Origin of the sequence: Zhongshania aliphaticivorans (assembly GCF_902705855.1) — a bacterium.
GTDB lineage: Bacteria > Pseudomonadota > Gammaproteobacteria > Pseudomonadales > Spongiibacteraceae > Spongiibacter > Spongiibacter aliphaticivorans_B.
The window spans coordinates 370,074-390,778 of record NZ_CACSIJ010000011.1 but is presented as its reverse complement, the minus strand read 5'-3'; the positions used below and the strand labels follow the sequence as shown (position 1 = coordinate 390,778).

General features: G+C 51.0%; 16 protein-coding genes and 1 riboswitch. Of the genes, 6 read left to right on the top strand and 10 right to left on the bottom strand.

The window, feature by feature from the left end:
- Nucleotides 1–81: 81 nt before the first annotated feature.
- On the top strand, nt 82–1,458 hold the full coding sequence (cobG, locus tag GVJ32_RS06260) for a precorrin-3B synthase (RefSeq protein WP_159239181.1): 1,377 nt from the start codon (nt 82–84) through the stop codon (nt 1,456–1,458).
- Here cobG and cobM read toward each other — a convergent pair.
- On the bottom strand, nt 1,455–2,207 hold the full coding sequence (cobM, locus tag GVJ32_RS06255; protein WP_159239180.1) for a precorrin-4 C(11)-methyltransferase: 753 nt from the start codon (nt 2,205–2,207) through the stop codon (nt 1,455–1,457). The genes cobG and cobM overlap by 4 nt on opposite strands.
- Entirely contained in the window at nt 2,207–3,484 is a 1,278-nt protein-coding gene (gene cbiE / locus GVJ32_RS06250) for a precorrin-6y C5,15-methyltransferase (decarboxylating) subunit CbiE (RefSeq protein ID WP_159239179.1), read from the bottom strand. Before cbiE ends, cobM begins: the two co-directional genes overlap by 1 nt.
- Nucleotides 3,485–3,520: 36 nt before the next feature.
- Here cbiE and GVJ32_RS06245 point away from each other — a divergent pair, with 36 nt between their 5' ends.
- The gene (locus tag GVJ32_RS06245) at nt 3,521–4,291 is read left to right on the top strand and encodes a cobalt-precorrin-6A reductase (RefSeq protein WP_159239178.1); all 771 of its coding nucleotides are present in this window, start codon (nt 3,521–3,523) and stop codon (nt 4,289–4,291) included.
- Here GVJ32_RS06245 and cobJ read toward each other — a convergent pair.
- The 6 genes from cobJ to fabV form a co-directional block, all read right to left on the bottom strand.
- Nucleotides 4,262–5,044: a precorrin-3B C(17)-methyltransferase gene (cobJ, locus tag GVJ32_RS06240; protein WP_159239177.1), complete on the bottom strand. Its 783-nt coding sequence runs from the start codon at nt 5,042–5,044 to the stop codon at nt 4,262–4,264. The genes GVJ32_RS06245 and cobJ overlap by 30 nt on opposite strands.
- Nucleotides 5,041–5,781, bottom strand: a complete 741-nt coding sequence (locus GVJ32_RS06235; protein WP_159239176.1) for a precorrin-2 C(20)-methyltransferase — start codon at nt 5,779–5,781, stop codon at nt 5,041–5,043. The genes cobJ and GVJ32_RS06235 overlap by 4 nt, the downstream gene beginning before the upstream one ends.
- 2 nt (nt 5,782–5,783) lie before the next feature.
- A complete protein-coding gene (locus tag GVJ32_RS06230) occupies nt 5,784–6,419 on the bottom strand; it encodes a precorrin-8X methylmutase (protein ID WP_159239175.1) in 636 nt (211 codons plus the stop codon).
- A gap of 137 nt (nt 6,420–6,556) precedes the next feature.
- Nucleotides 6,557–7,666 carry a cobalt-precorrin-5B (C(1))-methyltransferase gene (locus GVJ32_RS06225; protein WP_159239174.1) on the bottom strand — a complete coding sequence of 370 codons (1,110 nt, stop codon included), beginning with the start codon at nt 7,664–7,666 and terminating at the stop codon, nt 6,557–6,559.
- A gap of 233 nt (nt 7,667–7,899) precedes the next feature.
- A riboswitch (cobalamin riboswitch) is annotated at nt 7,900–8,126 on the bottom strand.
- A 68-nt stretch (nt 8,127–8,194) separates the two neighbouring features.
- Nucleotides 8,195–9,541 carry an MATE family efflux transporter gene (locus GVJ32_RS06220; protein ID WP_159239173.1) on the bottom strand — a complete coding sequence of 449 codons (1,347 nt, stop codon included), beginning with the start codon at nt 9,539–9,541 and terminating at the stop codon, nt 8,195–8,197.
- Between the two features lie 132 nt (nt 9,542–9,673).
- The gene (fabV, locus tag GVJ32_RS06215) at nt 9,674–10,864 is read right to left on the bottom strand and encodes an enoyl-ACP reductase FabV (protein WP_159239172.1); all 1,191 of its coding nucleotides are present in this window, start codon (nt 10,862–10,864) and stop codon (nt 9,674–9,676) included.
- Between the two features lie 332 nt (nt 10,865–11,196).
- Here fabV and GVJ32_RS06210 point away from each other — a divergent pair, with 332 nt between their 5' ends.
- Together GVJ32_RS06210 and GVJ32_RS06205 are read left to right on the top strand one after the other, a co-directional pair.
- Nucleotides 11,197–12,681 (top strand): FAD-dependent oxidoreductase, encoded by a 1,485-nt coding sequence (locus GVJ32_RS06210; protein WP_159239171.1) that lies wholly within the window; start codon nt 11,197–11,199, stop codon nt 12,679–12,681.
- 368 nt (nt 12,682–13,049) lie between these two features.
- Complete coding sequence (locus tag GVJ32_RS06205) at nt 13,050–14,750, top strand: CHASE domain-containing protein (RefSeq protein ID WP_159239170.1); 1,701 nt, start codon at nt 13,050–13,052, stop codon at nt 14,748–14,750.
- Between the two features lie 83 nt (nt 14,751–14,833).
- On the opposite strand, the gene GVJ32_RS06200 is transcribed toward GVJ32_RS06205, so the two are convergent.
- Both GVJ32_RS06200 and GVJ32_RS06195 read right to left on the bottom strand, forming a co-directional pair.
- Nucleotides 14,834–17,263, bottom strand: a complete 2,430-nt coding sequence (locus tag GVJ32_RS06200) for an esterase-like activity of phytase family protein (protein ID WP_159239169.1) — start codon at nt 17,261–17,263, stop codon at nt 14,834–14,836.
- Nucleotides 17,264–17,437: 174 nt separating this feature from the next.
- Complete coding sequence (locus GVJ32_RS06195) at nt 17,438–19,150, bottom strand: FAD-binding protein (protein WP_159239168.1); 1,713 nt, start codon at nt 19,148–19,150, stop codon at nt 17,438–17,440.
- Between the two features lie 232 nt (nt 19,151–19,382).
- On the opposite strand from GVJ32_RS06195, the gene GVJ32_RS06190 reads away from it, so the two are divergent.
- Nucleotides 19,383–19,814, top strand: coding sequence for a CBS domain-containing protein (locus GVJ32_RS06190; protein ID WP_200841349.1), 432 nt, complete (start codon nt 19,383–19,385; stop codon nt 19,812–19,814).
- A 185-nt stretch (nt 19,815–19,999) separates the two neighbouring features.
- Entirely contained in the window at nt 20,000–20,704 is a 705-nt protein-coding gene (locus GVJ32_RS06185; RefSeq protein ID WP_159239167.1) for a DNA-3-methyladenine glycosylase I, read from the top strand.
- Nucleotide 20,705: the final 1 nt, after the last annotated feature.

The following is a 20,705-nucleotide window of genomic DNA, read 5'->3' as shown; positions in this document are numbered from 1 at the left end:
CGCCCCCATCAGCGACCACAACTATTAACGAGCTCACACTCCGTTTAAGCTACACCCTCTGCCTAAAAACTTGAGATCACCATGCTTCAAATCACCCCATCGCCCTTTCGTCGGGGCCACTGCCCGAGCGCGGGTACGCCTATGGAAAGTGGCGACGGCCTATTAAGCAGAGTCAATTTACTTGGCGGTCGCTTAGGTGTGGGGCAACTGATCAATCTCGCTGATTGGGCTGAGGAGTTGGGCGCGCCGACGCTGGAAATAACCAGTCGCGGCAAGCTGCAAGTACGCGGGTTTTCTGCGCAAAGTGAATTATTGTTTACCCGCAAGCTCGTCGCCGCTGGCCTTGCTAGAGAAACCGCAGCGGCTGAAGCCGCTAGACATGTTATCTGTTCGGTTGCTACTGACATTGATCCCAAGGCGCTACATGACCCCTATGCCATAGCCCAACAGCTCGACAATCATCTAAGTACCACCCCAGCACTATGGCAATTACCCAGTAAGTTTTTAATTTGTATAGATGGTGGCGGTGGAGATTTAGCCGATAAAAACGCCGATATTCGCGTGGACGCGATTAGCTCTGCAAAGAGCATAGCGTATCGCATCGCCTTGGCAGGAAGCCGTCAATCGTCAGTGCTATTGGGCTATTGCCAAGCTCAGCATTGTGTTGATGCCATTGTTATATTGGCCAAAGAATTTCTTAGCATTAATGAGCAACGCAAAGATAAAGCGACTCGGATAAAGCAACTACTGAACGACGATACCTTCGCCTTATTCAAGACGAGTGTGAGCGATCTACTAATCAACGTTAAGCCCATAAACACAGAGCGCAGTAGCGCCAAACTACTCGGCCAACAAGCTGGCTGGTTTGGCTTTGCGCCGCCATTCGGAGTAATGAGCAGTGATACCGCCCGAGGTTTGGCCCGAGTCGCGGCGGCTCACGGGCACCATGAATTCAGAGTGAGCCCAGAGAAAGCCATACTCATTCCCTGTGGCGGCAATGACTTAACAGCTCACTTAAAAAAGCTGGGCATGATTACCACCAATAGCGATCCCCGACTGTCTTTAGTCGCCTGCCCCGGCGCACCCGCATGCTTATCTGGTAGTACCGCAACACGCTCCCTTGCCCTAACTCTCGCGGAACAAATACCCGATTTATTTGACGGCGAGCTACGTACTCATTTTTCCGGCTGCCCAAAAGGCTGCGCAAATCCGCAGGCTAGTCCGATAACAATAGTGGCCCAACAGGGTAAGTTTGATGTGATTGTGAAGGATCGCGCCACACCGCTAAATGAAAACAGACGAGTCGCGCAAAATCTGTCTACAGAAGAGTTAGTAATGCATCTCTCAACACTATCAAACACGCTAGAACAAGCTCGCCGCGATGACGAGTCACTCAGTGACTGCATTGCCAGACTCGACATAGAGCAACTTAAAATTGATTTAAACACGGAATACTAGGCGCGAAATAGGCGCTGATGCTCTCCACTATAAAGCGCGCTATTTTTAAAGTCTGACTCCCCCAATGCCGGCCCAACTAGAATTAAGGCAGAACGTTTTTCACTGAGTGTTTCGACTTCTTTAGCGATGTTAGACAAACTAGCCCGCAGTATTTTTTCATCCGAATGGCTTGCCCTGAATACCACCGCGACAGGGCAGCAATCTCCGTAGAACGGCGTTAATCGCGCCACCACATCGTCGATGGCATGCACCGACAAATGAATAGCCAAGGTAGCCCCCGTCTTGGCAAAATTCTCTAAGGATTCAGAACTGGGCATGGCCGAGGCACGGCCTTGGGTGCGTGTAATCACCAGCGACTGCGCCACCTCTGGCAAGGTTAACTCCTGCCCCAACGCCGCCGCAGCAGCAGCAAAAGCGGGCACTCCCGGACAGAGCTGATACGGTATGCCTTCAGCGCGCAAACACCGCAATTGCTCTGCAAGTGCCGAGTAAATGGATAAGTCACCGGAATGCAGCCGGGCCACGTCTTGCCCCTGCTGATGCGCACTGCGAAGCTCATCCACGATGTCACTCAAGCTCATTCCCGCGGTATTGACCAAGCGTGCCTCTGCAGGGCAATGCACTAAAACATCGTCGGGAATAATAGACCCCGCATACAAACACACGGGGCAGCGAGCGAGAATATCCCGCGCCCGCAGTGTTATCAGATCAGCCGCACCCGGCCCTGCGCCAACAAAATAAACCGTCATTAATATCGCTCCTTCTCATTTAATGTCTTATTTGTATGCCAAATGGTGACCGAACGCTGGGGTGTCATCGACTGAAAACCACCCAAGGCCTCGCTACGCTCCACTGCAATGCGGCTTAAATTTCCGCCATAGCGCTGGCATGCCGAAATAAGTGCCGCCTCGCCCTCTATTGTCACTGCACTGGCAACCATGCGACCGCCAATAGCCAGGGCCTGCCAGCAGCTTTCTAGCAGGCCATCACTAGTGATGCCTCCGCCGATAAAGACCGCACTCGGCGGCACTAAATCAGCAATCACATCGGTGCAATTCCCCTGCACACAATGCAACTGCGACAAGCCAAAACGCTTGGCATTGGCCTGAATATTCAGGCAGCGATCCTCGCGCCGCTCCACCACGGTGGCGGTATTATGTTGATCCGCCAATAGCCACTCGACAGAGACAGCACCGGAGCCGCCGCCCAAATCCCAAAGATGCTCCCCCCCTTTTGGGGCCAAGTAGGCAAGAATTACCGCCCTCACCTCACGCTTACTTATCTGTCCGTCGTGAATAAAGTCGTCTTCTGGCCGCCCAGCCGAGCGCGACATTCCTGCATCAACACAGCTAGGTACACATTCCACCGCCACTGTATTTAGCTTATCTACTTGCAGGTCATGCCAGTCTTTGGCGAGTGCATGGCTAAGCGCCTCTGCCTCTCCGCCCATGCGCTGCCACGCCCATAAAGGGCTATTCGCAAATCCCGCCTCGCAGAGTACTTCAGCAAGCCGCGCGGGACTGCTGGCGTTTTCGCTTAATACCAGCAAGCGTCTGCCGGGCGCAAAAGCACGGCGCACATTTTCAGGATCGCGCGCGACAAGCGATAGGCACAAACAGTCTTGCAGCGGCCACGCCTGCCTCGCCGCCGCCATAGAAAATGCCGACGCGCCGGGTAAGCTGCGCATGGCACCAAGGGGCAGGTGGCGACTCAAGGTCGCGCCAATACCAAACCAGAAGGGGTCGCCACTAGCCAACACGCAAACTTGCTGCCCTTGATGCTTCAATATTTCATCTATGCCCGCTTGTATTGGACTGGGCCACAGCATGCGACGCTGCCCCGCCTGCTCAGGTACATGATCTAATTGACGCTGACTTCCCACTAATAAACTGGCTTGCGCTATGGCGGCGCGCCCCTCTTCAGCAATACCAGCCCAGCCCGACTCGCTCATGCCGACTAGACTTAGCCACGGTCGAAATAAAGTCTCTGTTTTACCTGTAGACAAAGCATCTTGTTGTCGCTTCATTGTAAAATACCGCTCCTTTTTCACGGACGTAATGCGATGCATGTGCTGATCTTAGGTGGCACTCGGGATGCCATGAATCTGGCAGCCGAGTTACTGGCCCGCCCACACTTTAAGGCCACCTACTCTCTGGCGGGACGCACTCGCCGTCCACTGCCTTCCGGCTTACCGACGCGACGCGGCGGCTTCGGCGGCCCTACCGGACTTGCCGATTGGATTAAACGTGAAGGGGCTGATGTCGTAGTTGACGCCACCCACCCCTTTGCCGCGCAAATGTCTGACAATGCTATTCAAGCCAGCGAAGCATGTAACATCCCACTGGCAAGACTAGACCGCGAACCGTGGCAGCCACAGGACGACGACCGTTGGCACACTGCGCCAGACCTAGCGAGCGCCGCCGCTGCAATTTACGATCACAGCAAGTCCGGCGACCGAATATTGCTCGCGACCGGCGGCCGCAGCCTTAGCCACTTTGAACACATCAAGCAACGCCACTTCACCGTTCGCTGCGTAGACGCACCAGAGCCCGCGCCCAAATTTGATGACTGGGCGCTTCTCACTCAGCGCGGTCCGTTCAAGCTAGAGGATGAGCGCCAACTACTGCGCGAACACCGAATAGACATGATTGTGTGTAAAAACTCAGGCGGCAGCGCCGCCGACGCCAAGCTGCAAGCTGCGAGAGAACTCGGTCTGCCAGTGCTGATGGTGCAACGCCCAAATGTACGTAGCGCCGGCCAAGCGTTTTTTCATTACCTCGCCCTAGTTGACTGGTTAGAATCTTTACCCGCTAGCAGCGCCATCCCCAGATAATGTTTGGGGATAGTCTCGCGGGCTATACATCCAGCGCCGATCACCGTGGTCAAAATAACGACTACGGGAATTGCCAATCAATACCAACGTACTCATATCCACTAATTCAGGGTCGGCCTCAGCGAGGCAGGTGAAGTATATTCTCTCGTCGTCGCGACCCACCGCCCTTGCAAACACCACCGGCGTATCGGGAGCCAAGGTTTGCGCCAGTAGCGCTAATACTTCTCCCAACTGCCAAGGCCGATGTGACGAGCGCGGGTTATAAAAGGCCATCGCAAAATCAGCCTCGGCCGCCAGCGCTACTCGCCGGCAAATCACGCCCCAAGGTTTGAGTACATCCGACAGCGACATAACACAGAAGTCATGTCCCAATGGTGCACCCACCCTCGCCGCCGCCGCTTGAAGTGCAGAGATTCCGGGATAAATCCCAAGCTGCACCGACGACCAACGATCATCCACCGCATCCGCCACGCACTCACAGATAGCCGCCGCCATGGCAAATATTCCCGGATCGCCACCGGACACCACCGCAACATGTTTACCCTGCGCAGCAAGATCCAAGGCAAAGGCTGCCCGCTGCAATTCCTCACGATTATCCGAGCTGTGACAGATATGCCCAGCCCCCGCGACGCGCTGTATATAAGGGCCATAGCCCACTAAGTCGGAGGCCTGCTCAATCAGCTCTGCGGTTTCTGGACTGAGCCACGCCGCGCCTGCTGGGCCGGTGCCCACTACGGACAAGCGTCCACTCACAGCCGCTCTCCCGACCCCGGAATTAAGACCATAGAAAAGTACGGCGCACTCGCCAAGCTAACGTCCGAAAGCGGCATGACTTTCTGTTCTGGCAGACTGGCCTTTTCTACATACCAAGCGCGATCCGCCATACCCAGGCGCTTCGCTACGCGGCGAATCCGTTCCAAATTACTACCCACTTTCATAATTACGGTGGCCTTGCTGCCCGACATACTCGCCTCCAGCGCATCGTCATCGAGCGTGCCAGGAATCACCGTAAGCACGTCGTCACGCATCACAAGTGGCTGGGGCAGCAATGCGCCGCAGGCCATTATGGAATTCACGCCGGGCACCACGGTAATCTCAAACCGTGACTTCAAGCGCAGGAACACATGCATAAACGAGCCATAAAAAAATGCGTCACCTTCGTTGAGCATGGCCACGTCTCTACCCGATTCAAGCTCGCTCGCCACGGCCTCGGCCGCGCTGTCAAAAAACGCCTCAATACTAAGTCGATATTCTTCACTTTTATGATTTAGCTCGGTAGTAACGGGGTACACCAATGGCAGCTCTATGTGCTCGTTAGTTAAATACATGGCGCAGTTATTACGGGCACGACCCAAGCCACCGCGCTTACAAAAATAGGCAACCACCGGACACTCGCCCAATAAGCGCACGGCTTTAAGCGTAAGTAATTCTGGATCACCGGGGCCAACGCCAATACCGTAAAGATGGCCGTGCTGATTTATTTTTCCCATTGTTATATCTCTCTATCCATAGCTAATGCGTTCACTGCGGCGGCCGCCATCGCGCTACCGCCGCGACGGCCGTGCACCGTTATAAAATTTACACCTTGGGTGTTCGCCAGCGCCTGCTTACTTTCTGCAGCGCCAATAAACCCCACGGGGAATCCTAAGATTGCAGCCGGCTTAGGGCCGCCATTTGCGATTAAATTTAATAGATGAAATAAGGCGGTAGGCGCATTGCCAATCGCCACTACCGCCCCTTCTAATTGCTCGCCCCACAAACCTAATGCCGCGGCACTGCGGGTGTTGTTTATCTCTGCGGCGAGGCTTGGCACGCGACTGTCTCGCAGGGTGCAAATTACCGGGTTTTGCGCAGGTAAACGCGCACGGGTAATGCCGTGGGCAAGCATTTCGCTATCGCAAAAAATTGGCGCTCCGCTGGCTAAGGCTACCCGAGCTGCCGCGCCCGCCGCCGGTGAAAAATCTAAGTCCTCTACAACATCAATCATTCCTGATGCATGAATAATTCGCACTGCGCAGGTTTCCATATCCGCTGGCAAATGGGCGAGCTTGGCTTCGCGGCGAATAGTTGCGAAGGACTCCTGATAAATAAATTGTCCGTCGCGAATATAGTCGTGTGGCTCGTTCACATTCTTACTCCAATGACTGAGGCTCCGGCCTCTAAAAGATGACTTGTTGTTGGGCAAGGTCACTAATACCTTGCTATGCCCGCTGCGCTAATACGCTTTAATGTTTTGAATTTTTTACCGCTAAATCGCCCAGCTGTTTATTCATGGGCGTAGCCGACTAATTTCCCCGCCCGATCTACCGCGCAAACATCTAAGCCGATGCTCGCGGGTAAATACGATCTAGCGACGACTAAGGCCTTTTCGGCGATATGATTACCTAAGGGAATGTCCTGCTCTTGGCAGTACCCCAAGGCTTCAATACTGGTATTGGAATTGCGTACCGCCTCTTGTAAAGACAGATCGCCACCTAAGTCCGCGACCTGCTGTGTAAGCCATGCAAAATCAATATCGCAGCGGCGGCTATGGGTATCTAAATTTCCCTGCGCAAATTTACCGATCTTGCCAAAGCCTGCGCAAAGGCTCAGAAAGCCGACCGGATTACGCCGGAGATATTTAAGAACAGCGCCGAAGAGATCACCCATTTCAACAATCGCCGCGTCACAAAGGCCGTAGCGCTGCTGGGCATAGGTTTCACTGGTGCCACCGGTGCAGGCCGCGATGTGATCAATCGCATTGGCTTTGGCCACATCAATAGACTGGTGAATAGAGGCGATATACGCGGAGCAGGAAAATGGCCGAACAATGCCCGTGGTGCCCAACACTGACAAGCCACCGACAATGCCCAAGCGGCCGTTCATGGTTCTGAGTGCAATACGCTCGCCATTGTCTATGCCAACGGTCACCCGAAAACCACCACGGTAGTCAGCCTCGTCGGCTAATTGCTGCAAATGATCGCTAATCATTTGTCGTGGCACAGGGTTAATCGCCGGCTCGCCAACCGGTATAACCAGGCCCTTACGGGTAACCGTTCCCACGCCGGCACCGGCAATAAATTGCACCCCAGACTCAGCTCTTAAAATCACTTCTACCCACAATCTGGCGCCATGAGTTGCATCCGGATCATCACCGGCATCTTTGATGACGCCAGCGACGGCAGCTCCGTGATCAAGCTTTAAGTCAACTATCGATAACTGACGATAACTGCCACCCGGAAGTCTAATGGAGGCAACATCGGTACTTTGACCTAATAGTAATTGCCGCGCGGCAGCCACGGCGGCAGCCGTTGCGCAGGCACCCGTTGTTAAGCCGGTGCGAAGCTTTCCCCGATTTTCGCCAGACTCAGGGCGCAACGAAACCGCCGACGTCATCAGAATTTATTCCGACTAGACATCATCTGACCGCGTTGGCGGGCCGCAAAGACGGCGCAAATATCATTAAGGCTAACTGCGTGTAAGCAGAACACGACATAGCACTCCGTTCAGATGCCACTATGGGCAAAAGGTAAAGCGCTACGAAAAAGAAAGGGGAAATAACAGGCGGTGGGAACGTGACAACAATGCCAAAGGGAAAACCCTACCGGCCTGTCGTCGCCCACCGCAACGCTCGGCTAAACTTTCAGGTCGGTCTCCGGGCTTATGAGTGAGCCTAGGCTCGAAGTGATCGCCTTCCCATACCTTTGAAGGCACAGTGGCGTAGAGATCACTCTTGTACTCAATTACCGTTGCGGGGGCAGCGCCGGAATGCAAACCTCGTCGAGGTGTTCACCGGCTTCCTATTTAATCCTGAGTTTGTGAAAAACTGCAGGAGACCTGAAGGAGGCGAGACAGTAGCAGAGTGGTCTAAACAGGTCAATTACACTGTATACAAAGCGCCCCGCGATTCGTAAGCGCGCACCTTTACAAGGGCTGGCGCAACCGCCAACGCAGCCGAAAAGCCAGCAATACAGCCGCAGAGCTAAGCCCCGCAAACAAGCCCAACCAAAAACCGCTCGGGCCCATTGCGGGCAGCAGTATATTGGTCGTTGCCAACACATAACCTACCGGCAAACCCACGCCCCAATACGCAAATAGCGTGAGTATCATGGGGATAGTGGTGTCTTCAAAACCACGCAGACAGCCGTTGGCGGTGACCTGAATGGCGTCGGAGACTTGATACAGGGCGGCAAACAGCAGCAAGTAACTCGCCAAGGCAATGACCTGTGCGTTATCGGTATAAATTAAGGGAATCCAGTGACGACCCAGTACCAACATGGTGACCATCAGCGCGCCGATAACCATGGTGATTTTGAACGCGATTGAAATGGCGATACGTAAACCGGGCTCATCTTGACGCCCCCGCGCATGCCCAACACGAGTGGTAGCCGCCAGTGCAAAGCTTAGCGGCAACATGAATACCAACGAGGTAAAGTTAAGCGCAAGCTGATGGCCGGCAACAATCTCGGCGCCGGACTGACTAATCAGCAGGGCAATAATACAGAACACACTGACTTCAAAGAAAATGGTTAAACCAACGGGCAAACCCAGTCTCAGCAAGTAAGCGATGATTTTTGGTTCCCAGTGCCACGGACGCATAGATAAGCGCGCCATACTGTAAGCACGATGGCGATGCACATAAACCAACATCAGTATCGCCATAATCCACATGACAATCGCTGTCGCCCAGCCACAGCCCACGCCACCCATGGCAGGCACGCCAAGCTTGCCGTAAATGAGCACGTAGTTGATAGGGATATTCGCCAATAGCCCTACCACGCTAATAAGTAATACTGGCCGAGTGTGGCTTAAGGCTTCGGTATAGCTGCGCAGCGCCAAGACAATCGCGATGGCTGGCATGCCCCAGCTCAGGCCAAATAAATAATCGACCACCATGGGGCGTATCGCGGGATCAACATCCATCCACGTCAGCAACGGTGCAACATTACACAAAATAAACACCGACACGATACCCAGAGCCACGGCGACTGCGACGACCTGATGTACCAAGGGGTTTATACGATCTAATTGATTGGCACCGACGTGGCGCGCTAATACCGAGGTGGCACTCATCAGCATGCCAGTCATAAACAGAAACACCGGCACCCAAATACTAGCGCCCACGGCCACTGCCGCCAAGTCTAGCGCAGAGACCCTACCCGCCATGACGGTATCGACAAAGCCATTTGCAGATTGCGCCAGTTGGCCGCCAAAAATGGGCAGTGCCAATTTCAGCTGGGTTCGCAGTTCGTGACGGGCTGTAACAGACATGGATTTACCGATGTAAAAAACCGCCACACTCTAGCCTAGGGCGGCGCGACTCGCAAATAATTCAGGCATAAAAAAAGGAAGCGCGAGCTTCCTTTTCATCAAACCGAACAGATCGCTAAGACCAATAAGGACTTAGGCCATATTCTTGATTTCAACGATGGGATTAACATCGGCATCGTAATCAACACCGTCAATCTCAAAACCGAACAAGCGCAGGAATTCACGTTTGTAGCCGGCAAAGTCAGTCGTTGCTAACAAGTTCTCGGTGGTCACGTCATCCCACATTTGCGCAACGGCAGCTTGGATTTCTGGGCGCATCTCTAAACCATCTGCACGCAAACGGCCTTCCTCGTCTTTAATCGGCGCGTCACCGTAGAGGCTATTTTTGAATAGGCCGTAAACCTGTTCTATACAACCCTCATGGCTGCCGTCTGCTTTCATAGCTTTAAACAACAAGGCCAAATACAGCGGCATAACCGGAATCGCCGAGCTAGCCTGAGTCACAACGGCTTTCAGTACCGATACACGGGCATCGCCACCTGTGCTGGCAAGCTTTTCGCGGATGCTGATAACGCGCTTATCGAGGTCTTTCTTAGCCGCACCAATGGTGCCGTGCCAGTAAATATCCCAGGTTAGCTTGTCGCCAAGGTAGGTGTAGGCCGTGGTTTTAGCGCCATCAGCCAATACGCCGGCGTCATCTAGTGCGTCAATCCACATCTGCCAATCTTCACCGCCCATTACCGCAACAGTGTTGTTAATCTCGTCTTCGTTGGCCGCAACCAAGGTGAAGTTTTCAATGGTTTCTTTATCGGTATTGACGCCGCGCTGGGTGACATCTTTACCAATGGGCTTGAGTGTTGAGTTAAACACTTCGCCGGTTTTCGGGTGCTGACGACGTGGCGAGGCCAAGCTGTAAACCACTAAATCGACCTGCCCAAGGTCTGCCTTAATTTGCGCAATGGTCTTTTCTTTGATCGCATCAGAAAACGCATCGCCATTAATGCTTTTGGCATAAATGCCTTCGGCTTCAGCAAATTTATGGAAGGCTGCCGAGTTATACCAACCCGCTGTGCCCGGCTTTTTCTCGGTGCCTTCTTTTTCAAAGAAAATACCCAGTGTGGAGGCGCCAGCACCAAAGGCTGCGCTAATACGCGAAGCCAATCCGTAACCCGTAGAGGCACCAATTACCAGCACCCGCTTGGGGCCATTAGGGATAGCACCTTGGGCTTTTACGTAGTCAATTTGCTGAGCTACATTGGCCTCACAACCAACTGGATGGGTTGTGACACACATAAATCCGCGCACACGAGGCTTGATGATCATAGGGAATCCCTGCTCCAAATAAATTAAGAGTGTTTCTGCGTGGCGGGCATTATAACCAGCCTTGCCTGCTGGCACTAATACTCAGCGTCAACATTCTGCAGAAGCCAATTTTTAGCGCCAGATTGACGGCAAAATAGCACCCCAAAACAACATAATCCGTTTAACGGATGCTATGCCCACGCCGATTAAAATAAGATTAGCCGCAATAAGAGCTAAAACCATGCAGCACCGCCCCTGCAGCTATTAGCGATTTATACTCAAACAGCGCCTATCACCAACAACGTAGGCGCTCCGCTAGCGCTGAAAATACCGTCTAATAATTAGGGTTCACCATGAGTCAGACCAACAAAACCACCGCCACCGCACCGCGTAATTCTAAAGACATTCCTCACTGGGATATCGACACCGATGTCGCCATTATTGGTTTTGGCGGCGCAGGTGCATCTGCTGCGATCGAGGCAGCCGATGCCGGTAGCAAGGTGAGCATTTTTGAGTTGGCGAGTGCCAGTGGTGGCTCCACTGCATTATCTAGCGCTGAAATTTATATGGGCGGCAATGGTGGCACGCCAGTACAACAGGCCTGCGGCTACCACGACGATACCGAAAACATGATCAACTATCTGAAAGCCTGCTTTGGCAATCAGGCCGACGAGGCCAAAATTCGCGACTACTGCGAAAACAGTATTGGCCATTACGAGTGGCTGACTAGCCATGGTGTACCTTTCAAAATGAGCGAACTGAAAGAGCGCGCCATTATGGCCCTCACCGACGACTGCTTATTATTCACCGGCAATGAGAAGGCTTACCCCTTTACCGAACACGCCACTCCTGTACCCCGCGGACACAATCTGCAAGTTGAGGGCGACAACGGTGGCCCACTGCTGATGAAAATTCTCACCGAAGCGGTAAACACTCGCTCGGTGGACGTGCACTATGACAGCCGCGCACTCACCTTAATTGTGAATGACGCCGGCGACGTCGAAGGTTTAGTCGTGCGAATAGATCAGCAAGAGAAAACCGTACGAGCGCGCAAAGGCGTTATTTTATGCGCCGGCGGTTTCTGCATGAACGAAGAAATGGTAAAAAAATACGCCCCTACTTTTGACTGCGGTTTAATCCCCATCGGCAATCCCGGCGACACCGGCAGTGGTATTCTTATGGGCATGGGCGCGGGTGCTGGCACGACAAATATGCATGAATGTTTTGTGAGCCTGCCGTATTACCCACCCGCATCACTGACCTACGGCATTCTCGTTAACGATAAGGCTCAGCGTTTCATTAACGAAGATTGCTATCACGGCCGCGTCGGTTACAACGCACTCATCGCGCAGCGCAATTCATCACGCATTTATTTTATTACCGATGTTGAGGGCTATGGCGATTACGAGAAAATGAGTTACCTAGGTGCTACTGTCGCGGGAACTGGCGATAGTATTGCCGAATTAGAACAAGAGCTGGCCCTGCCAGAAGGCAGCCTGCAATACACCGTAAATACCTATAACAAACACGCTGAAACTGGCGACGACCCTTTCTTTCATAAACACGAAGCGTGGCTACGCCCCATCAAACCACCCTACGTTGCCTTGGATTGCACCTTGGGCCGAGGGCCTTTCTATCCCTTCTTCACCCTAGGTGGCCTAGATACACTCCCAAGCGGAGAAGTACTCACGCCAGAAGGCAACATCATCAAGGGCTTGTATGCAGCTGGCCGAACTACGGCAGGTATTCCGCGCACAGCGGCTGGCTACGCAAGCGGTATGTCGGTTGGTGACGTGACTTACTTTGGTCGTATGGCGGGCAAAACAGCATCCCGCTGAACCAACGCAGCTCAGCAGCTCAATAACTTCACCTTGCACCGACTAAACCTAGTTTGCAGTTTTATTGAGCTGCAAACACAGTAGGTATAATCAGCCATACCACGCTCTCATTTGAAGGGCGACAATAGGCCACTAACTCAGTGGCTACCTCTATACACTCAAACACAGCAAGCATCGCATTCACAGCGCTATCGAAATGACCTGTTCGCCGCTCACTATTCGATACTCACGACAACCGTCACAAAATATGTAAACACATGAGCAGCTCCGAAGAACAAAATATAGCGACTCTGATAGAGCAACATAAAAGATCCAAAGTAGGGAGCCTACATTGGATACATTGGTTAATCGTCGCATTATCACTACTAATGACTATTGGCGTTTGGCAATACTCAAAAATACAGATCCAAGAAAAAAATGAAAATCGATTTCATCGCGAAGCCGATCAAGTCATTACATTAATTATTGAACGCCTGCAAAAATACGAAGACGCATTATGGTCTGGCGTGGCAAGTATTCAATCTCACGGGGGCAGTGTTAGTATTTCTCAGTGGAATAGCTTTGCGACCGCTTTGCGGCTGCCTGAAAAATATCGCGGTATAAACGGCATTGGTGTTATTTTCAATGTGCCAGACACAGAACTAGCCGATTATATAGATTCCCAACAACGCGATCGACCGAACTACGGCATCCACCCCAAACACGACAATCCCTACCGACTACCTATCACCTATATAGAGCCAGTCGCCGAAAATGCCAATGCTGTAGGTTTAGACGTGGCTCACGAACAAAATCGTTTAAGCGCCGCACTCAAAGCAAGAGATAGCGGAAAAGCACAAATTACCGGGCCAATTTATTTGGTTCAGTCTACGGAGCGCACACCCGGATTTTTATTTTACGCACCTTTCTATCACTCCAATGGCCTAGCAAGCGCCACTCCCCTAAATGTACCCGAACGCCAAAAGCAATTTTCAGGCATGGTATACGCACCTTTTATTGTTCACAAACTCATGCTGGGTACACTTGAAAAAGCGCGCCGCCATGTTGGGATTACCATTCGCGACCAAGACTTTACGCTTTATAACGAGAACAATATCGATGATCGACGCTTCGACAAGAATCCGCAATTTGAACAAGTGTTTCCATTAGATATTTACGGCCGCCAATGGCAAATTACAATTAGAAGCACCACCGACTTTAGAGATGAAGCAAAAAATTCTCAGCCGACATTCATACTGATTGGCGGCATACTAATCGATGCCATGTTGTTTTTCTTATTTCTTATACTGAGCAACGCAAATCGCCGCGCCACCTTGCTGGCAAACGAAATATCTAAGGGCTATCAAACGAAATCATTAGAACTGGAACACAACATCAAACAATTGCGAGAAAGCAATAAAGAACTAGAACAGTTTGCTTTTGCTGCCTCCCACGACCTGCAAGAACCATTGCGCACATTAACCAGTTTTACAGAATTGCTAAAATCAGAACTCGAAGATAAAGACAACTCGCCCCATGTTCAGGCGTCTATTCAATATATCAGCGAGGCTGCTGAACGAATGCGAAGGCTTGTCTTAGGCTTGATGTCCTACAGCAGAATAGGTCGCGAACCAGAATTAACAGCGGTGGATTGTGAGCAACTATTAGACAATGTGCTAGCCGATTTAGACAGCAGCATCAATGAGCACAAAGCGGAAATAAGCCGCTCCAAGTTGCCGACCATAAAAGCGTATTCAACCGAATTACATATGCTTTTTCAAAATTTAATTAGCAATGCCATAAAATTTAGCAAGCCTAATACCACTCCCCATATTACCGTGGCATGTAAAGGCGACGGAGATAATTGGCTGTTTTCGATACAAGACGACGGTATCGGTATTGACTCTCAACAATTTGAGAATATTTTTTTATTATTCAAACGGCTACATGCGCAACACGACTATCCCGGTAGCGGAATAGGTTTAGCAAAGTGTAAAAAAGTTGTCACGCTGCACGGCGGTGAGATTTGGATAAACTCTGAGAAGAATACGGGTACGACCTTCTTCTTTACAATTCCTAAATCGATATAGCCTCGCGATTTAGATTTTTCAATATAAAAATATTAGCAAAAAAAAAGCCCGCGCAAGCGCGGGCTACATTTAAAAAATGCCAATTACAAAATATCGCCAAGATTGATTAATTGCGTTTCGCCATTGCTGTCATCAACGCCATCATTATCGTTAACCATTAGCAAATCACCATTGTTCAACAAGGCAGTGCCTTCAATTTTTTCTGTAACTAGACCGCCGGTAGCCTTCATATCTGGCAACACATCGCGCATCAAGGTTTTGGTGACAATTGCACCGTCAACCAAGCCGGTAGTATCAAATTTATACAAACGCTTGATTGCCGCATCGGGGCCACCTTGGTTATCGCGTTCGATAACTAAAAACTCACCATTGCCGATGGACGTGATTTCAGACAAACCTACCCAGCCACCGTTTTGCGATTCTGCCGCATCCAAGGGATAAAACAGGAATGACCATGTTGCGTTTGCGATATCGTAAATGCCGACACGAACATTGGCTTCACCCTGCCACGCGCGCTGGAAGGCAACATAAAGCTTGCCTTGATACTCAGCAACCCCTTCAAAACCGTTATTTCGCTGAATGGCATTCACTGCGTCAGGCAAGGTTACAGCTTGGGTAGCAACGCCGTTTGCATTGGTCTTTACAAGCACATTCATACTAGCAACAGGGCCATCAACCGCACTGCCCGCCCCCTCAGACGCCACCCAGAAACTGCCATCAGCAAGCTTGGCAATTCCTTCTGGATCGATGTTAACCGTCTTATCTGCATTAATAGCAGAGGCCGGCAGCACACCTGCAGGTAACGCTGCCAACACACCATTAGTATCGGTGATACGGATTTCTTTGGTGATAACAGCGGGCTGCTCACTGACATCGATTGTAAATATGCGGTTCCTTTTGTAGTAACTGTCATCCACCGCGTAAATCAGATCGCTATTTGAGGGATCAGCCGACAATCCCGACAGTGCGCTCCAGGAAATTGGCGAGCCGTCCGCGCGATCATTCGATACGATAGTTGGGTAAGCTTGCGATGCCGAGCCATACTGGTAAATATTTAGCGATGAACGCATGACATCATCACGGCTATCTTCTTCGCTGGCGACGACTAATAAGTTACGTGAAGGAATCGCCAAAGCGCCCTCTGGCCCAACGGCTGCAGGTAACATTTGTTTGAATACGGGCTTTGTAAAATCTGCCACATCGTAAACAAACACTACGCTAGAACGCTCGGAGTTTACGAACAAGTAGCGCTCGCTACCGAACACACCGAACTCAGCGTTCTCTGGCTCATTACCTTTATTTTCAGAGCGCGACTCTGGGTAATGACCGTAGCGTGCCGTTAGGTGATCTAAAGCGTTGCCTGCTTCATATACCACATCACCAGCGGTGTTAAATACGCTGAAACTGCGACTGCCACCGTCTAGATCACCTTCGTTAGCAGTAACAAAGTAATCGGTAGACAACCAACTCACACCATCAGGCTCACGCAAAACACCCGTCAAGGTTTCGTTTTGAGTAATGACGTCATCTTCGCTGGCATCCACACCCGTTAAATCAACAGAGCCCGCGCTAAAGTGATTTACGATACTGCCATCGACTAAATTAACTAGCACGATGTGGTTGTTTTCTTGCATAGACACGACAGCGATATTATTGCTATTGATGTCGACAAACTCAGGCTCTGGGTCATCCGCATACAACTCAGCCAAGCCGGTCATTGCTACAGTTTGCGTCGTCCATGCCGCAGGCTCGCCCGTTAAGGTTACAATCACGATACTGCCGGCAGGTAACTGTGGTGGCGCACCGTCGCCAAGGTCTTCATCACGTTCGTTCTCTATAACGACTACGGCATAATTACCGTCTGGGCTAACAGCCACCGAGTCTGGCTGACCACCAACATCTATGCTACGCACATTGCTGCGGCTTGCGATGTTAATAACATCCAAGGTGCCCGATACATTAATAAAGTCTTCTGCAGTGTTCACACCAACCAGTGCGAAATCACCTTTTACGGCAACTGAAGTTGGTTCACCCGCCAAGCCTAAAACACCTAGTACGGTAGGTTTTGAAGGATCAGTAATATCGACAAATCCGACACGCGTTGCTGGGCTGTCGGTGTAAATTAAGGTCATGCCGTCGGCGCTAGCAGCCACAATTTCTGCTGCCGTGGTGTCGTCAGAATCGCACGTTGCGTCATCTTGCAAACACACTGGCAACGCGGCAATGCGATTGAAATTCTTTGCTTCGTTTAATACGGTTGGCGCACATGCAAATGTACTGCTCAGCACTTCGCTATCATCTAGAACATTGTTGGCGTTGCTATCCGTACCGGAATCAGTTTGCACACCGCCGGTAAAGCAATGCTCATTACCTGCTAAAAGATTAATTTCGCGAGTTAGATTACCGCCGCCATTGTCATTATTGGACTTCGAATTGCTGTCACCACCACAGGCAACCAAAAACGAAGTCCCTACGATAATCCCCAATGCCAAAGCTGTCTTTTTAAAATGCATTTTTCCTCCAGTAGTTACACGCGAAATATTAATCGCCTGAGACTACTATTGGATTACGACAAAACGCTGACAGTTATGTGTCAGTAAAATGGAATTTATATGACAGCAGAGCTGTATTACTGAAACATAGAAGAAAAGACGCGCTGACAATGAAATGCCAGGGCGTCTATAAAATTAGTCTTGATAAGCACAAATATGTTTTGCAGCTTGATAAGCAAAGGTCATTGCTGGCCCTAAAGTTGAGCCTGGGCCGGGATAGGTGGGCAATACCGCTGCGCTGCAATTGCCAATTGCATACAAGCCGTCGATGACGCTACCGTTTTCTTTTAAGACCTGCGCATTAGGGNTGGTCGCCAAACCACCCTGGGTTCCAAAATCCCCCGCCTCTAAACGCATTGCATAAAATGGCGCTTCATCAATAGCCCCCAAGCAGGGATTTGGTTCAAAGCGCGGATCTCCGTAATAACGGTCATAGGCTGAGTCACCACGTTGAAAATCTTCATCCTTGCCTGTTTTTGCATAGGCATTCATTTTGGCCACGGTCTTCTCAAGATTGTCGCCATCAATACCAAGCTGTTCGGCGAGCTCGCGAATCGTCGCAGCCTTCCCGACAAGCTTTGTTTCAAACCACTCTTTGGGAATTGTCCAGTCGGGTTTTAAGGACGCCGNCATTAAGGGGCCGACAATATAGTCGCGACGAAAACGGGCATCAAAAATTTGATACATAGGCGAGCATGGCGACTCCGCACTGTGTTGCTTATAAAGGTCTTTTTGAAAGGCCATGTAATTTTGCGATTCATTGGCAAAACGCTCGCCGCGCAAATTCACTATGCAAGAACCGGGATAAGACTTTTCCATAATACTTAAGCGGGGCGCGGGCTCACCCGGCACCGATACTGTTGTGCACCACCATGCGCCATCCATTAAGCGCGTAGCGGCACCAATGGCCAAACCTTGCTGAATGGCATCGCCGGTGTTGCCTTCTACGCCACCGCTCCAGTCGGTGCTGGTAGGCGCAGGTAAATACTGCTCGCGCATTTTCTGATTTCTCTCAAAGCCACCCGCCGCTAACACCACTCCTTTTCGAGCCTGTACTCGCAAGGTTTTACCATTACGGATTACGACAGCGCCAACCACTCGGCCATCCTCAACGATAAGTTCCTCCATCGGCGAACTTGCCCACATTGGTATATTGCGTTTTTTAAGCGAGTACCACAGCCTTGCCACACCCGCTGCGCCAGTACAAATCTGTCGACTAAGACCGTTACCCCGAAACCACCACCCCAAGTCAAAAGCCCATTGTGCGATCAGCTTCATCGTCAGTTTGATCCAACCCGGCCCCTGTAAAACTAATAATGCCGCTTCGACTTGGGTAAAATAAATTTTGCTAAACATGCGCATCATGTGATGGCTGGGGCGCAATTTTTTTACGTCATCGCCAAGCAATGACGAATCAAAACGCTCGGGCTCCATCGAGCGATGGCCGGTGCGCGAACCCTCTACATTGGTGTAGTAATCAGGGTAGTGCTCTAGGGTTTCATAACGCACATCACTGCGCTCATGCAGGAACTCAATCATTTTGGGCCCGTTGACCAAATACGCGTCGACCATCTCCTCGGGCACGGCGCCAGCTGGGGTTGTACTCAACAAATATTGTTTGGCATCGTCAAAACTGTCCTGCGCGCCAGCGGCCTTTGCGTAGCGGTTACAGGGAATCCACACGCCGCCACCTGAGGTCGCACTGGTCCCGCCAATCTGAGCAGATTTCTCGACCACCAACACGTCTTGCACACCCATTTCGTAGCAGCTTAGAGCAGCGGTCAACGCGCCATTCCCACTACCAACGACGAGTACATCGACGCTGTGATCCCATTTGATTTCGGCCATTTATTATATTCCCGCTCTGTTTTATGCCAGCAAGCTCGCCGCGATAGCATTAGGATGATAGTAGCTATCATAAACCGCTGCCGCCCTCCCCCCTATCATCCGTCTGTATTAGTGATTACATAGCGCGACTCAATCAGACTCGCTAGAGAAACACAAAATGGACTAAGATGACTGTAAACCTGTATATCAATCGAAGCATAGACTCTATTTTCGGGTAATTAGCGACGCCACCATGACACTACAAGACGCTGTTAGCGACATCATGAGCACCCCCGTCGTCACCGTAGAAATGGACGACAGTCTCCGCCAAGTCCGCCACATTTTCGCCAACACCCACTTTCATCATTTGCTGGTGGCAGAAGAACAGCGCTTAGTCGGCATAATTTCTGACCGAGATTTATTCAAGGCCATTAGCCCGCGATCGGGCACCCCTGTGGAATCTAGCGCTGATGCAGCACTACTTAACAAAAAAGTGCATCAGATTATGACAAGAAAGCCGATTACGGTAACCGACACTGACAATATTGGTGATGCCTGGGCAGCATTAGAACAACACGGCCTGTCCTGCTTGCCCGTTGTCAACGCGAAGGGCAAGCCCGTTGGCATTATTAGTTGGCGAGACATTCTAGCCGCCGCCCGCAACATTATCAGGGATAGCAACTAAGCAATTAAACCCAATCGCTATAATCCCATTAACGAATTAATACGTAATAAGACCTCTTGAATAAAATGAGATACGTATTCGCAAAGAACGAAGAATGCAGCTATAAACTCGCAGAAAGTCTGATTTCATATTAATACTATGGACAGATAGCACTCACTCATTCCAGCAAAAAACGTGGTTCCGACATGTCGCCGAAAAAATCCTCCGTCACAACTTCTTTGTATCAGCGTTATGTAGAGCGCGCGATCGTTCAGCATGGCAGCTTAGCCGAGGTAGAAGACAAACTTCCCAAGCCTTTAAGCAAGGCGGCACTAGCAAACATTAAGGACGATAGATATTTAGCTGAGATGGCAGCCTGTGTTTTTCGAGCTGGATTTGTATGGCGAATTATCACACTTAAGTGGGAAGGGTTTGAGACCGTATTCAATAATTTCCTACCGATTTGGGTCGCATCACGCTCGCCAGAAGAAATAGAAGATATGGCTAGTGACGCGCGCATTGTGCGCAATCTGACCAAAGTAAAATCCGTACAAGAAAACGCATTATTCATTCTAGATATTCAACGCGAACACGGCGGTTTCGGGAAGTTTCTAGCGGAATGGCCAGAGGACAATATTGTCGGCTTATGGACTTACCTTAAAAAGCACGGCAACCGACTGGGCGGTAACTCAGGCCAATATTTTTTGCGCTTTATGGGCAAAGACACGTTCATACTCAGCCGCGATGTATGTACCGCGTTGTGCGCCGAAGGCATTGTCGACAAAACCCAAATTACCAGCCAGCGGGATCTTGCCGCCGTACAGGCTGCTTTTAATGAGATGCGTGCAGAGAGCGGCCGCTCACTGTCGGAATTAAGCATGATACTCGCGCTGTCTATTGGTCCCGCCTAGT

What these genes read in the sequence shown, in the direction of transcription:
- cobM (WP_159239180.1), bottom strand. Translation starts at nt 2,207, where the DNA reads ATGACGGTTTATTTTGTTGGCGCAGGGCCGGGTGCGGCTGATCTGATA.
- cobG (WP_159239181.1), top strand. Translation starts at nt 82, where the DNA reads ATGCTTCAAATCACCCCATCGCCCTTTCGTCGGGGCCACTGCCCGAGC.
- GVJ32_RS06185 (WP_159239167.1), top strand. Translation starts at nt 20,000, where the DNA reads ATGTCGCCGAAAAAATCCTCCGTCACAACTTCTTTGTATCAGCGTTAT.
- GVJ32_RS06225 (WP_159239174.1), bottom strand. Translation starts at nt 7,666, where the DNA reads ATGACGTCGGCGGTTTCGTTGCGCCCTGAGTCTGGCGAAAATCGGGGA.
- GVJ32_RS06190 (WP_200841349.1), top strand. Translation starts at nt 19,383, where the DNA reads ATGACACTACAAGACGCTGTTAGCGACATCATGAGCACCCCCGTCGTC.
- GVJ32_RS06235 (WP_159239176.1), bottom strand. Translation starts at nt 5,781, where the DNA reads ATGGGAAAAATAAATCAGCACGGCCATCTTTACGGTATTGGCGTTGGC.
- GVJ32_RS06205 (WP_159239170.1), top strand. Translation starts at nt 13,050, where the DNA reads ATGACTATTGGCGTTTGGCAATACTCAAAAATACAGATCCAAGAAAAA.
- GVJ32_RS06245 (WP_159239178.1), top strand. Translation starts at nt 3,521, where the DNA reads ATGCATGTGCTGATCTTAGGTGGCACTCGGGATGCCATGAATCTGGCA.
- GVJ32_RS06220 (WP_159239173.1), bottom strand. Translation starts at nt 9,541, where the DNA reads ATGTCTGTTACAGCCCGTCACGAACTGCGAACCCAGCTGAAATTGGCA.
- GVJ32_RS06210 (WP_159239171.1), top strand. Translation starts at nt 11,197, where the DNA reads ATGAGTCAGACCAACAAAACCACCGCCACCGCACCGCGTAATTCTAAA.
- cbiE (WP_159239179.1), bottom strand. Translation starts at nt 3,484, where the DNA reads ATGAAGCGACAACAAGATGCTTTGTCTACAGGTAAAACAGAGACTTTA.
- GVJ32_RS06200 (WP_159239169.1), bottom strand. Translation starts at nt 17,263, where the DNA reads ATGCATTTTAAAAAGACAGCTTTGGCATTGGGGATTATCGTAGGGACT.
- fabV (WP_159239172.1), bottom strand. Translation starts at nt 10,864, where the DNA reads ATGATCATCAAGCCTCGTGTGCGCGGATTTATGTGTGTCACAACCCAT.